The sequence below is a fragment of the Kitasatospora sp. NEAU-CNBT7 genome (genome assembly GCF_057220535.1).
Genome location: NZ_JBXQQB010000022.1, coordinates 56,529 through 70,339 on the forward strand (window position 1 = coordinate 56,529; position 13,811 = coordinate 70,339).

10 protein-coding genes and 2 CRISPR repeat arrays are annotated in these 13,811 nt (G+C 71.5%); of the genes, 3 read left to right on the plus strand and 7 right to left on the minus strand.

From position 1 onward, the window contains the following. Nucleotides 1-17: 17 nt before the first annotated feature. The 7 genes from AC2TEW_RS25795 to AC2TEW_RS25825 form a co-directional block, all read right to left on the minus strand. Nucleotides 18-524, minus strand: coding sequence for a DUF6879 family protein (locus AC2TEW_RS25795; protein ID WP_484625737.1), 507 nt, complete (start codon nt 522-524; stop codon nt 18-20). Next, a complete protein-coding gene (locus tag AC2TEW_RS25800; RefSeq protein WP_484625738.1) occupies nt 521-766 on the minus strand; it encodes a hypothetical protein in 246 nt (81 codons plus the stop codon). The genes AC2TEW_RS25795 and AC2TEW_RS25800 overlap by 4 nt, the downstream gene beginning before the upstream one ends. A gap of 332 nt (nt 767-1,098) precedes the next feature. Next, nucleotides 1,099-1,616: a CRISPR direct-repeat array (repeat unit 29 nt; unit sequence CGGCTGACCCCCGCCTTCGCGGGGAGGAC). A 2,169-nt stretch (nt 1,617-3,785) separates the two neighbouring features. Beyond that, entirely contained in the window at nt 3,786-4,157 is a 372-nt protein-coding gene (locus tag AC2TEW_RS25805) for a fic family toxin-antitoxin system, toxin component (RefSeq protein WP_484625739.1), read from the minus strand. Continuing rightward, complete coding sequence (locus tag AC2TEW_RS25810) at nt 4,154-4,396, minus strand: plasmid mobilization protein (protein ID WP_484625740.1); 243 nt, start codon at nt 4,394-4,396, stop codon at nt 4,154-4,156. Before AC2TEW_RS25810 ends, AC2TEW_RS25805 begins: the two co-directional genes overlap by 4 nt. A gap of 579 nt (nt 4,397-4,975) precedes the next feature. Next, nucleotides 4,976-5,671, minus strand: coding sequence for an SMI1/KNR4 family protein (locus tag AC2TEW_RS25815; protein ID WP_484625741.1), 696 nt, complete (start codon nt 5,669-5,671; stop codon nt 4,976-4,978). A 920-nt stretch (nt 5,672-6,591) separates the two neighbouring features. Further along, entirely contained in the window at nt 6,592-6,840 is a 249-nt protein-coding gene (locus AC2TEW_RS25820) for a type II toxin-antitoxin system RelE family toxin (RefSeq protein WP_484625742.1), read from the minus strand. Further along, complete coding sequence (locus AC2TEW_RS25825; protein ID WP_484625809.1) at nt 6,837-7,133, minus strand: type II toxin-antitoxin system Phd/YefM family antitoxin; 297 nt, start codon at nt 7,131-7,133, stop codon at nt 6,837-6,839. The genes AC2TEW_RS25820 and AC2TEW_RS25825 overlap by 4 nt, the downstream gene beginning before the upstream one ends. A gap of 636 nt (nt 7,134-7,769) precedes the next feature. After that, nucleotides 7,770-8,097: a CRISPR direct-repeat array (repeat unit 29 nt; unit sequence CGGCTGACCCCCGCTCGCGCGGGGAGGAC). 213 nt (nt 8,098-8,310) lie between these two features. Between AC2TEW_RS25825 and cas3 the strand changes: the two genes are divergently transcribed. From cas3 to casB, 3 genes are all read left to right on the plus strand, one after another. Beyond that, a complete protein-coding gene (gene cas3, locus AC2TEW_RS25830; protein ID WP_484625743.1) occupies nt 8,311-11,130 on the plus strand; it encodes a CRISPR-associated helicase Cas3' in 2,820 nt (939 codons plus the stop codon). Nucleotides 11,131-11,344: 214 nt separating this feature from the next. After that, nucleotides 11,345-12,982 (plus strand): type I-E CRISPR-associated protein Cse1/CasA, encoded by a 1,638-nt coding sequence (gene casA / locus AC2TEW_RS25835; protein WP_484625744.1) that lies wholly within the window; start codon nt 11,345-11,347, stop codon nt 12,980-12,982. A 134-nt stretch (nt 12,983-13,116) separates the two neighbouring features. Next, nucleotides 13,117-13,755 carry a type I-E CRISPR-associated protein Cse2/CasB gene (casB, locus tag AC2TEW_RS25840; RefSeq protein ID WP_484625745.1) on the plus strand — a complete coding sequence of 213 codons (639 nt, stop codon included), beginning with the start codon at nt 13,117-13,119 and terminating at the stop codon, nt 13,753-13,755. The last annotated feature ends 56 nt before the right edge of the window (nt 13,756-13,811 follow it).

The window sequence follows — 13,811 nt, forward strand, 5'->3', positions numbered from 1 at the left end:
GCTGGCTGCCAGGCGGGTCAGATCACGTACTTCGCGTGGTCGGTGCCGCGCTCCCACACGGCCTCGAACGCGGCGGCGCAGAGTTTCACGACGTCCGGGGCGGTGACGACCTCCATGCCGTTCTCGGCCCACTGGCCGTCCCCAGTGAAGTGGTTGAACACCACCGTGTCGGTGTCGAACAGCCAGAAGTCGACGCCTGGAAGGGCGAGATCGGTCGTACGGCGGCGGGGGAGCCACCGGACCTGCTCGCCGGCCGCGAGATTGTGCCGCTCGGTGATCTCGTGCTCCCAGCGGATGTAGTCGCTGACCGGCTCGGAGACGATCCTGGCACGCCGGATCCCGATCCCGCGGCCCACGGCGTCGTGGACGACTTTCGACCAGGAGCTGTACTCCTCGGCCGGGTCGAACGGACGGCCCTCCTGCCAGGCGACGAACACCGGATCGTCGCGCATGTAGCTGTCACGCATCTCGAGGTGCACTGCGGAGCGCCGGGCGGCGGCAAAGCCCTCGCGGACGGCGGTCACCGCTGGCCCTCCTGGCGGGGGATGAACTGGAGCATGTTGGCGGGCAGCCGGATCACGGTCTCGTGCTCCGGGACGTCCGTGGTGTGGCCCGGGACCGAGCCGACCTCCTGCGCCCGGCGGACGGTCGCCTCGTCGGCCTTCCAGGACTGGATGATCAGATCCCCGGTCTCCTCCTCGACCCAGATCGTCGGAGACCCGTCGTTCGGCGTGTTGGGGTAGATCCCCAGGAACCGTAGCGTCATGCGACCCTCCCTTGGCAAGCCGGTTGCGCGTACTTGCTTCACCGTTTCGCAAGGATGACGGGGCGTCAAGGGCGTCATTGGTGCAGGGCATACTGCACCTCGTTGGCGGCATTGTCCGACGCTTCCCTCAGCGGCGGAGTCGTCGTGGTGGCGCCCGACTGCGCGGTCCGCCGTCGCCGGGGACGCGACGGCGGACCGCGGGGCATGCCACGAGACCATCTACGCTCGCAGCGGAAACACCCGAGCCGGCTACGCTTCGTCACCGCATGTGGTGGCTGCCCCCGCTCGCGCGGGGAGGACGACCTCGCCACCGAGGCGTTCCGCCGGGACGGCGGCTGACCCCCGCTCCCGCGGGGAGGACGGGTTCCACTGTTCGGTGGTGTCGTACATGTGCGGCTGACCCCCGCCTTCGCGGGGAGGACCTGAACAACTGGGCCGCCTACGGCTACAACGCCGGCTGACCCCCGCTCGCGCGGGGAGGACGGCGGTCTCGTCTCCGGCGGCGGGTGATCCGGCGGCTGACCCCCGCTCGCGCGGGGAGGACCGCCTTCGGTCGGGTCGGGAGTGTGCAGGCAGCGGCTGACCCCCGCTCCCGCGGGGAGGACGACCTGCCGACAGCCTTTGCGCGGGCGTTCGACGGCTGACCCCCGCTCGCACGGGGAGGACGCACCGGAGGTGGAAGCGTTGCCCAAGGAGCTCGGCTGACCCCCGCTCCCGCGGGGAGGACCGCAGCGAGGTGGAGAGCGCCTTCGCGGTTCCCGGCTGACCCCCGCTCCCGCGGGGAAGACCCGGAGCGCCCGTCCGAGAACTGGATGATGGTCGGCTGACCCCCGCTTCCGCGGGGAGGACTTTCGCCCTTGCAGCGTTGGCAGCACTCTGCAAATTCTTGACTACCCATCAGTCTGCTCCCACCGTATCGCGATGCTGTCCAGGGAAGACCTTGCTGTCACCGACAGGGCCGCCTGTGGCTCGGGAAGGCCCCCGCTTCCGCAAGAGAAGACCGCATGTGGGCCAGGCCGGCTGCCGCGCCCTCCGGCTGACCCTCGCTCGCGCGGGGAGGACCTCCTCCTGGCGTCCAAAGAGCGCGACACCTACGGCTGACCCCCGCTCGCGCGGGGAAGACCCGGCCGTCCGCGACGCGCACGCCTACGCCGTCGGCTGACCCCCACTCGCGCGGGGAGGATCCGACCATCGCGGACAGCTCCGGGCCTGCCTCCGGCTGACCCCCGCTCCCGCGGGGAGGACGCGCCCGACGCAAGGGCCGCATCGTTCGACGCCGGCTGACCCCCGCTCCCGCAGGGAAGGCAAGGCCGAGGGGTACGTCGACATCGCGTACAACGGCTGACCCCCGCCTTCGCGGGGAAGACAGCGTTCCCGGGGTTCCCGCTGACCCCAGCGACGGCTGACCCCCGCCTTCGCGGAGAGGACGTCGCCAAGAAGCTCGACGACTACTGCGCCTTCGGCTGACCCCCGCTCGCGCGGGGAGGGCTTCACTGACGGCCGCGCCGAGTTCATGCGCACCGGCTGACCCCCGCTCCTGCGGGGAGGGCTCGGCCAGCATCAGAAGCATTTCCCGACGGGCCGGCTGACCCCCGCCTTCGCGGGGAGGACCGCGCAATCGTCGCCGCGCCGCCTCCATAAACCGGCTGACCCCCGCTCCCGCGGGGAGGACCTGCTCGCGGCCGTTGCGCTGACCGTGCTGTTCGGCTGACCCCCGCCTTCGCGGGGAGGACGTTGCCCAGCAGACTAAGGAGTTGGAAGGAAGCGGCTGACCCCCGCCTCCGCGGGGAGGACAGGTCGGCGGCGTCGGCCGCCATCTCGGCTGCCGGCTGACCCCCGCCTCCGCGGGGAGGACCGGCATGGTCACCTCCTGGTCGATCAGACCTGCGGCTGACCCCCGCCTCCGCGGGGAGGACTCCGTGAACAGCCTCGCGAACATCCCGGCGAGCGGCTGACCCCCGCCTCCGCGGGGAGGACATCCGGAGCACCATGCAGGAACGCGCCGACCTCGGCTGACCCCCGCCTTCGCGGGGAGGACGGGGCATTCGACCTTCTGGAGTCGCTGAATGACGGCTGACCCCCGCCTTCGCGGGGAGGACACGCCGGCCTCGCCGCGCTGCGGCTGGTAGGGCGGCTGACTCCCGCCTTCGCGGGGAGGACCCCTCAACCTTCCCTCCGTACTCACGAGGAGCCGGCTGACCCCCGCCTTCGTGGGGAGGACACGAATCCTGCCTCGGCATGAACGGGTTCGGCGGCTGACCCCCGCCTTCGCGGGGAGGACTTTGGCCCTCATTTGAGGGCCAGTTTCTGAAACGGCTGACCCCCGCCTTCGTGGGGAGGACACGAATCCTGCCTCGGCATGAACGGGTTCGGCGGCTGACCCCCGCCTTCGCGGGGAGGACTTTGGCCCTCATTTGAGGGCCAGTTTCTGAAACGGCTGACCCCCGCCTTCGCGGGGAGGACCCTTCGCCACCTGCAGCGCTAGCAGCACTTTGCAATCTATTGACTATCCGTCAGTTTGCTCCCACCGTATCGCGATGCTGTCCCAGGGAAGACGTTGCTACCACCGTCGGGGCCGTCTGCCGCGGCTGACCCCGCTCCCACGGGGAGGACAGGTCGATCCGCCAGCCCACGTACTGCGGGGACGGCTGACCCCCGCTCGCGCGGGGAGGACACCCTGTACCCGGATATGTTCCGCCCCCAGGACGGCTGACCCCCGCTCGCGCGGGGAGGACCTCAGCCAGTAGTCCAGCTCTGTCATGCCGGTCGGCTGACTCCCGCTCGTGCGGGGAGGACCACAGTCGGAACCGGTCGTCCAGCTGACGGCCGGCTGATCCCCGCTCCCGCGGGGAGGACGGACCAGACATGACCCTGGTTTTCGACGCCGCCAGCTGACCCCCGCTCCCGCGGGGAAGACTGCGCGGCCTGGGCGGTCACCTGGCCGTCGTGCGGCTGACCCCCGCCTGCGCGGGGAAGGCTCTCCGGCGGGCACCGGGGGGCGTGAGGTGGGGTGTGGTGGTCAGCGGTACCAGGAGCGGATGGCGGTTGCGGTGTCGCGTACGTCGGCCTGGCCGTCTCGGATGCGTGCCGCGAGTTCGACGGCCTGTTTCGGCTCCGCTGTGACGATCACGCCCGTGGCGCTGAGGTAGGAGGCCGCGACGACCGCGGCGAAGTGCTCGTTGGCGAACTCCAGGGCCGGTACCCGGACCAGCTGGTGCATGAGTGCGGCCGCGCGCTGGTGCGGTGCCCCGTAGACGGGTACGTCCATGACCTCGTCGACGTGCCGGGCCACCGCGGCGGCCAGTGTTCCGTAGTCGGTGACGTCCGGATCGGCCGGCAGGAACTGGTGGGCGATGTCGAGCAGCCATGAACGGTCGACGCGCAGGATCACGCCGCGTCCGCCGTTCCGGCCCGCGCAACGGACGGGTAGGGGCCGAACTCGGCCTCGAACGCCGGACCCCATGTCTGGGAGAAGTGCGCCGCCGCGGTCAGGAACCGCTCCCGCCGCTCGTCCGCCTCCTCGACCAGCACCTTGCGGGCGTAGTCCGTCAGGCTCATCCCAGCGGCCTCCGCGCGCTGCTCGAGAACCTCGTGAACCGTGTCATCCAGGCGCACATTCAACTGCTTCATACAGGAAATGTAGCGGACCGTAGCAACCCCTACAAGGCGCTTGGGCGCAACCCAGCTCGCGCGGGGAGAACGCGAAGCAGATCAACGGGCAGCTCTACAAGAGCGGCTGACCCCCGCTCCCGCGGGGAGGACAGAATTGCCGCGGCCTGGTTGTCGCGCATCGTCGGCTGACCCCCGCTCGCGCGGGGAGGACGCTCTCGCTGAGCGCGTCCCAGTCGTTGTCGCCGGCTGACCCCCGCTCGCGCGGTGAGGACGAATCGTCGACCAGCCGATCACGACGTCCGGCCTGCTGACCCCCGCTCGCGCGGGGAGGACGCAGACATGGGCGTCGTCATCGCGCAGCTCGGCGGCTGACCCCCACTCCCTCGGGGAGGACGGCGCCGCGGCCCAGGCCGTACAGGGCTCCGCCGGCTGACCCCCGCTCCCGCGGGGAGGACCGGGCCAGCCTAGCGACCGCGCCTGCATCGCCGGCTGACCCCCGCCTACGCGGGGAGGCTAAAAGGCGTTGGGTGCAGTTCCTTGAAGGGAAGGGTTGAGTAGGTCGCGGGGCGTGGGTCGGGTGTGGTCACCAGCTCTTGATCATCGTGCTGCGCTCTCACGCTGCTCAAGCCATTCGAGGTACCAGGTGCGGAAGGTATGGGGGTTGCCTTTCGCGTCGCGGTACGTCTCGAAGGGCGGGTTGGTCGCACAGTCCCGGTCGCGTAGTTCCCCGCGGTGCGGGCCGACGATGATGAGCCAGCCGGTCATCCCGCAGCCGTTGTCGCTGATGAGGATCGCCCCCCGGCCGCGTTCCAGGTACCAGGCCTCGTCACCGGCGTCGCCGAAGACGTTGCGGTAGTCGTCCAGGTAGTCGTCGTCTTCATCGCGGGTAGTGGGCTCGTACCCAGCGGCGCGCAGGGTCGCTATCTGCTGGTTGGCCCAGCCTTCCGTTTCGACGAACGGACCGCTGGGGTCCAGCAGCCAGTGGTACCCCCCGTCCCAGAGCCATCCCCATGTCCCGTCGATCCGGCACAACGACGTGAGGTGGAGTGCCGGGCCGGGGCCGCCGGCCCCGACCTCTGCCAGAAACGTGCGGTACTCGTCAGGGAGCGTGACGCCGAGCTGTGCTTCGACCTCCGCGATCTCGGCGGGTGTCAGGACAGGCTCGAACGTCGGGTATCCAGACGGCTCACAGCCACGGGCCCGCCGTTCGGCCTTCTCCACAGCGATGACGCGTTCCCGGACTCCGGACCAGTCCACGTGCGTGTTCACAGCTCTCCCATCGACGGCGAGCACGGACATTAGCGCCTGCCGCCGACATCCGACCTCCATCCGGGCTGTGCTCGGGGCTGCTCGTTTCTATCGTGGTGGTGGGGGAGGGGTGACAGATCGGCTCGTTGTTCGAGGAGTTGGAAGCCCGCGTCGAGGGCACGGCCGTCGGCTGACCCTGCTCCCGCATGGACGACGAGCGCGTGAAGCGCTTCCGGTGCTGGTGCACCGGCTGACCCCCGCTCCCGCGTGGAGGACGACTGCGCGGCCAGCTTCGCAGAGACCAGCCTTGGCTGACCCCCGCCTTCGCGGGGAGGACACGGGCGCCGCCCGTCGCCACCACCTGCGCCCGTACGGCTGACCCCCGCTCGCGCGGAGAGGACCGCTCGACCATCGCGTCATAGCCCTCACGTGCCGGCTGACCCTCGCTCCCGCGGGGAGGACGTCGCGACCATCGCGTTCATCACCGAGTTCACCGGCTGACCCCCGCTCGCGCGGGGAGGACTTCTTCGTGAGGTCGACCTTCTCGCCCTCCGGCGGCTGAACCCCGCTCGCGCGGGGAGGACCGGGAACCCAGCGGGTTCCCCCGGGGGAACCCCGGCTGACCCCCGCTCCCGCGGGGAGGACCTGGAAGGGCAGAGCCTGCCCGGCCCAGATCACGGCTGACCCCCGCCTTCGCAGAGAGGACATCTACCTCGCGCTCGTGCTGCATGCGATGGGCGGCTGACCCTCGCCGTCGCGGGGAGGACCAGTAGAACTCCATGCGGGTGCGGTAACTCGGCGGCTGACCCCCGCCGTCGCGGGGAGGACGACGTTCCTGCCTCCGCTCCGTCCCTGCCGTCCGGCTGACCCCGCTCCCGCGGGGAGGACGCGGTGGACCAGTGCCCGGCGTCGTTCTGGACCGGCTGACCCCCGCCTTCGCGGGGAGGACTGCCGGGTTGGTTGGGTCATGCCCGGCCGAGATGAAAGACGGTGATGGTGACCGTCTGGTCCTGGACCTCGTACTGGATGCGGTAGAAGCCGACCTGGATCCGGTAGATCCCGCTGGCGCCGACGGTGAAAGCACCCGCGGGACGGGGATTGTCAGCGAGCAGGTCGACGGCATGGAAGACCTGCTGGATCCCGGACCGGTCACCGGCGGCGTACTTCTCCGCCACGGCCAGGGCCTCGGGCTCCCAGACGATGCTGTAGGTCACGAAGCCTCTCCGAGAACCTGACGGCGGGCCTCATCGTGCGGAACACCCGGTCCGGACTCACCCCGCGCCTTACGGGCAAGGTACTCCGCGGTCGCCCGGTGGTACTCCAGCTCCTCCAGCTCGGCCGGGCTGATCAGGACGGCCATGGTCTGGCCCCGGTCCGAGAGGGCGATGTGCTTCTGCTCGGCGCTGACCTGCCGCGCAAGAGCCCCCAGCTTGTTCCTGGCCTCAGTGATCGGATAAGTATCCATACTCTCGAAGTTACCAGTAGTGCGCACTTCCGCGCAGAACATCGCAGTCACCCGCGACGTGCATGCGAGCTCGGGGTAATCCCCCTCACCCGAGCCGACCAAGCCCCGCTCGCGCGGGGAAGACCCGCTGCTACGGTCCGGCGCCATGAGCCACCACGGCTGACCCCCGCTCCCGCGGGGAGGACCACCGTGGGGGGCGTTCCTGCCTCGGAGCGTCGGCTGACCCCCGCTCCCGCGGGGAAGACGCCGCCCAGCCCAGGAGCGTGGCCGTGGGGTTCGGCTGACCCCCGCCTTCGCGGGGGAGGACGCCGGCACGTTCGTCGCGGACCTGCCCGTCGCCGGCTGACCCCCGCCTTCGCGGGGAGGACCCCTCCACCTCCCGCAGCGCGGCTGCCACGGTCGGCTGACCCCCGCTCCCGCGGGGAGGACCACTGGATTGCCTGCTGGGTCGAGCGTGGGTTCGGCTGACCCCTGCTCCCGCAGGGAGGACACGGCCACGGAGCCCTCGCCTCGCGCGGGGAGGACCCCCAGCCCCAGCGGCCCCCCGGCGGATCCGACGGCTGACCCCCGCTCGCGCGGGGAGGACACGGCGGCCGGCGCCGGGTCGGTCAGCGAGATCGGCTGACCCCGCTCGCGCGGGGAGGACGCCTGGAGATGACCATGGGCCTCTGGTCCAAGCGGCTGACCCCCGCTCGCGCGGGGAGGACACTCGGGGTTGCCCCGGCGTGTTCGGGGCGTGCGGCTGACCCCCGCTCGCGCGGGGAGGACCCCCTGCGTCAGCCCGACGTACAACTCGCCAGCGGCTGACCCCCGCTCGCGCGGGGAGGACGCCGCCCGGCTCCACGAGGACCTCGCCGAACTCGGCTGACCCCCGCTCGCGCGGGGAGGACGCGCCCTTGGGCACGTACACCTCGACCGGCTGACCCCCGCTCGCGCGGGGAGGACGAGTGGCAGGTGTCCAAGCCCGCCCCCGGGTTCGGCTGACCCCCGCTCGCGCGGGGAGGACCCTTTCCGACCTGCAGCGTTGGGGCGGGTTTGCAATTCCTTGACCGGCGAGAGCACCTGCTGTCTGCGGCCGCCCGGCCAGTTGCTCGGTGGCAGGTGTTGCGGCTCCCAGCCTACGGGCCGGGGCTGTCTCCCGTCCGGCGCGGTCGGGGATTTGGGCTGGCCGGGCGGCTGCACTGATGGATTGTCAGTGGCAGCTGATAGCCCTGTGCCCATGACTGAGGATGAAGGGTTCGTTACCAAGGGTGGCCGTCCGGTCTTGGATGCCAGGCTCTGGGGCAAAAGCCGGGGGCTGACGCGTGCGTATCCGGTGGTGTGCCACCTGCTGGACACCGCGGCCGTCGCCGGGGTGCTCTGGGATGACCTGGTCGGGCCTGTGATGCGGCGGCGGATCGCCCAGGAGATGGGGCTGACGGAGGAGGCCTGCCGTAGCGTGGTCAGCTTCTGGGCCGGCCTGCACGACATCGGCAAGATCACGGCGTCCTTCCAGGCCCGGGTGCCGGAGGCGTTCGCCGGCGTGGCGGAGGATCCGGCGTACGCGGGGTCGGCGCAGGGGCTGCGGCACGAGATCGCCACCCACTGGGCGCTGCCGGCGCTACTGGCCGCGTGGGGGTATCCGCAGGACGAGGTGGTGCGGTACTCGCTCAGTCATCAGGTGGCGCAGTTGCTCGGCGGACACCACGGGCGTTTCGGCGAGGCGCTTCAGCAGAAGGAGCTGGCCAACCCGGTCGGCTACCAGCCAGGCCTCGGCGCGGGTGGCTGGCAGGAGCAGCGGGCGGCTCATGCCGAGGCGGTTCGCCGGTTGACGGGGGCGGTGGACGTTCCGGGGGATGTGTTGCCGGCCTGGGCGGCAGTGGTGGTGGCGGGGTTGGTGGTGGTGGCCGACTGGCTGGCGAGTCAGGAGCACGCAATCGAGGCCCGGTTGCCGGTGCCGGGCTGGTCGGGGACCGAGGGGGAGCTGGCGGCACACTGGGACGGAGCTGTTGCGGCGGCGCCCGCGTTGGTGCGGGGTGCGGGGCTCGGCAGGGCGTCGTTCCCGGTGAAGTCGTTCGAGGAGCAGTTCCCGTTCCCGTCGAATCCGTTGCAGGCGGATCTGGCGGCGCGGCTGCCGGGGTTGGTCGATGGTCCTGGGTTGTTGCTGGTGACGGCGCCGACGGGGGACGGGAAGACGGAGGCGGCGCTGCATGCGGCGTCGGTGGTGGCGAGGGCGTCGGGCGCGGGTGGGGTGTACTTCGCGTTGCCGACGATGGCGACGGCGGATGCGATGTTCGGGCGGGTCAGGCGGTTCGCGGAGGCGAATGTCAGCGGTGAGCGTGCGCTGACGCTGCTGCACAGCATGGCGTGGCTGAGTCCGGCGTACGAGGAGGTGGCCGGCGGGGATTCTCGGGTGCTGTCGGACGGCGCGACGAGTACTGAGGCGGGCCGGTGGTTGCGGACGGGTCGGCGCGGGCTGCTGGCGCCGTTGAGCGCGGGGACGATCGACCAGGCGCTGACCGGAGTGCTGCCGGTGCGCTACAACGTGCTGCGCCTGTTGGGGTTGTCGGGCAAGGTCCTGGTGGTGGATGAGGCGCACGCCTACGGGCCGTGGATGCACAGTCTGCTGGTGCGGTTGCTGGAGTGGCTGGGGGCGTTGCAGGCGCCGGTGGTGCTGTTGTCGGCGACGTTGAGCGGGGTGGTGGCGAGCTCGCTGGTGGAGGCGTACCGGCGGGGTGCGGGGTTCCGTGACCGGGCGGCGGTGGAGCCGTGCTACCCCGGGTGGTTGTGGGTTGACGCGGCGAGCGGGCGGGTGTCTGAGCCGCGGAAGGTGGGGACGGCCAGGCCTCGGACCTTGGAGGTGCGGACGCAGCGGGTGCGCTGGGATGTGCGGGACGATCCGGCGTCCGAGCCGGTCGCCGGTGGGCGCCGGGAGGCACTGCGCCAGCTGGTGGCCCCGGCGGTGGAGCAGGGCGGCTGCGTGCTGGTCTGCTGCACGACGGTGGACGAGGCCCAGAGGACGTTCCTGGATCTGCAGGTGGCGCTGCCGCAGCTGGCCGCGGCCGAGGGCGGGCTGCGGTTGTTGCACTCGCGGTTTCCGGCCTGGCAACGGCAGGAGATCTCGGAGGCCTGTGAGGTCCGGTACGGGAAGCCGGCGGCCGGGGCCGCGGCGGCGGTGCGGCCGGGATCGGTGCTGGTGGCGACGCAGATCGTGGAGCAGTCGCTGGATCTCGACTTCGATCTGGTCGTGAGTGATCTGGCGCCGTTGGCGCAGTTGTTGCAGCGCGCAGGGCGGGGCAAGCGGCACGAGCGTGCGGGCGGGCGGCCGGTGTGGGCCGGGGCCGATGACGAGGTGCGGCTGGTCGTGCTGGAGCCGCTGGGTTCCGAAGGCGGGGTGGAGGCTTCGGGGTCGTGGGGTTCGGTGTACGACGCCTCGTTGCTGGCCCGGACCAGCGGGCTGCTAGAGCGTCGGGCGGGTGCGGGGATCGCGGTTCCGGGGGATGTGCAGAGCCTGGTGGACGAGGTGTACGCGGCCGACTTCGGGGAGCGGCTGGAGTCGGCGGCGGAGCGGGACCGGCTGGCGGGGCTGGACGCGTACCGGATCGCGGGTGAGGCCGCGGAGAAGCAGCTTGCGGAGCTGGTGGCGGTGCCGGCGCCGCGTGACGCCCGGGATCTGTCGGACCTGAGCAGTGCCGGTCAGGGTGTGACGGAGGAGTTGCTGACGACCCGGCTCGGCGCGGACAGCGGCCGGGCGGTGTGTGTGTTCGTGCAGGCCGACGGGCGGCAGTGCCTGGATGTGGCCGGGGCTGTGCCGCTGCCGAAGGGCAAGGTGTTGTCGCGGGAGCAGGTGGCGCTGGTGGTGCGGCACACGGTGCCGCTGCCGGGGAGCTGGCTGGCCGGCCGAGATGAGGAGCACGAGGTGCCGAAGTCCTGGCAGTCCCGGCCGGTCCTCGAGGACTTGGTGCTGCTGCCGGTCTCCCGCGGTGCGGATGGCCGGTGGACGTGCAGGCTCGGGGGGCGGGAGATCGAGATCTCCAGCATCGGCATTTCCGCCAACTAGCCTTATAAGCGCCTCACTTGTGTGTAGCGTGATGTGCATCGGTCCTGGCAGAGCGTGAGTGCTCTGCCAGGACCACGCTGCCCCGCTCGCGCGGGGAGAGACGGACCATGGCGGCCAGTTCTAAGCGCCTCATGGTTCACCCCCGCTCGCGCGGGGATCCGCCGCAGCCTACCCAGGCCCGGCCTTTCACACCCAGCCCTTGACCGGAGGCAGGATGCTGCCCGAAACCGCCCGGCCCGATCCGTTCAACCTGTTCGACACGCCATGGATCCCGGTCGCGTGGGCCCCTGCTGCCCGGCGCGCCGCCGGCGCGACGTCCCCGCAGCCGCCGCAAAGCCCCGGCGATGACGGGTTCCCGGAGGCGGTAGGTCTGCGGGACCTCCTGCTGCGCAGCCACGAGATCGAGCGGATCACCGTGTCGATCCCGCCTGCCCTGTCCGCCCTGTACCGGCTGCTGTACGCGCTGACCGCCCGGGTCACCAGCCTGGACGAGGCCGAGCCCGAAGGTTCGTCGCAGCCCTGGGCGCGCCGCCGGCGCGCCATCGTGAAGCGGGGACGTCTCGATCCTGCCGGAATCGAGGCGTACGTGGCGCAGGTCCACGGCAGGTTCGGGCTCTTCGATCCGGTGCGGCCGTTCCTGCAGGATCCCCGGCTGGCCGCCGAGTGCGACCCAGCGAGCAGCGCCGGGGTGAACAAGCTGGTCGTGAACCGGCCATCGGGCAACAACCATGCCTGGTTCCGGCATGTCTCCGCGCGGCAGCCGGACCTGCCGACGGCGGCGGAGGCCGTGCTGCATCTGCTGGTCTGGCACTACTACGGGCCGTCCGGCCGGTGTTCGAGCCGGACCTCCGGGGCGGTGACGGCCGCGAACGCGCTGGCCGGCCCGCTGCGCAGCACGCTGTCGTACCACCCGGAGGGTGACACGCTGTTCGAGACGCTGCTGGCCGGCCTGCCGGAGCCGGAGGACGCGGTACGCCGCGGTGAGGATCTGTGTCCGTGGGAGTGGCCGGAGCTCCCGGACCCGGCGGGGGTGCCGCCGGCGGTGAGCGGGCCGTGCTCGCGGCTGACGGCCCGTTCGCAGCACGCGCTGCTGCTGGTGCCGGATGCGTCGGGGGAGCGGGTTGCGGATGCGTTCATCACGTGGGCGTGGCGTCCGAAGATCTCCCGCGGCGGGGATCCGTACCTGATCTGGCAGGTCAGCAAGGAGGGCAATCCGTATCCGCGGCAGGCGGATTCGCAGCGGGCGCTGTGGCGGGACCTGGACGCACTGCTGCTGAAGAGGCCGCCGGGTACGGCGCAGGCGGTGCGGCCGCAGGCGTTCGGTACGGCGCCAGAGGTGTCGGAGTTCCTGCGGGTGCGGGCGTTGGGGTTCGAGCAGGACGGCCAGGCCAAGGACGTGCAGTTCGTCGATGCCTCGACGCCCCCGGTGCTCGGGCTGGTGGAGGAGTCCGACCTCGCCGCTGCGCTGGAGGTCGGGAGGCTGCGGGTGCTGGGGGAGCGGTACGGGGCACGGTTGGACCGGGCGGTGAAGAAGGCCTGGGCCGAGTTCACGGACGCGCCGAAGATCCGGGACTGCACGTGGGCCGTCGACGCGGGCGCCCGCTACTGGCCGGCCGCCGGTGACGAGTTCTGGCGCCGATTGGAGAGCCGCAGCTTCGACGATGCGGCGACGTCTTTCCGGCGGATCGCGGAGCGGGTCTTCGACGACGTCACGGCGAATGCGCTCGGCACGATGCGGGGGGCGAAAGCCTGCTCGAATGCGCGGATCGAACTGTACGGGGGGCCTGTGAAAGCCAAGGCCCCGGTCAAGGCCGGCGCTGCCAGCCGTGGTGGCACAACGGAGGGCAAGTGAGCGATGTCAGCGCGGTGGTTCTGCCCGTCCCTCGGGAAGAACCACCTGGAGGACAGACTCGGGTGCCGGCGGGCGAGCCGGTACGCGGGGGGTCCCAGGACGGCAGTACGGCGGCGGAGTTTCACAAGGCCAGGGTGTTCACCCGCTGGGTCGACCGGTTGAGCTTCGAGGACCCGGGCGCGCGCTCCGCACTGCGCCGGGGCCGCGGCAAGGAACTGGACGCCGTTCCGTTCATGCACCGGTTCGTGGCCGGCTGGCTGACGGAGGAGCAGCTGCGTGATCCGGACGTCGAGCGGGCGTACTACACCGTGGCGTCGCTGATCGCCTCGCAGCGCCGAGAGCAGTATGCGGCGGCCGCAGAGAGCGCTGGCGGTGAGGTCACGCCGATGGCCGGCGGGCGGTACGGCCGCAGTCTCGGTGCGGCCTTCGCCGACGCTGTCGCCAAGGGTGACAAGGGAGTGCGGGAGTCGTCGGCGGAGACGCGGCTGAACCTGCTGTCGCGGCAGAGCGTGGACGGTTTGCACCGGCACCTGCCGGGCGCGGTGCGGCAGCTGCGCGAGCGGCAGGTGCCGGTGGACTGGGCGCGGCTGCTGGTGGACCTGAGCAGCTGGCGCAGGCACTCGGGGGCGGTGAAACGGCGGTGGCTGCAGGACTACTACCGGGCGCGGAAGGCCGCCGAGCTCGCGGCCGCCCTGGAAGCCGACCAGGCGGCACCGACCGAACCGCAGGCCGCCCGCGAAGACCAGGCCGACGCGCCGCCGGCGGACGGCTGAGCCGGCACCCCAGCGGCCGAATGCCGCACGTTCGCATCCATCCACATTCACGAGGA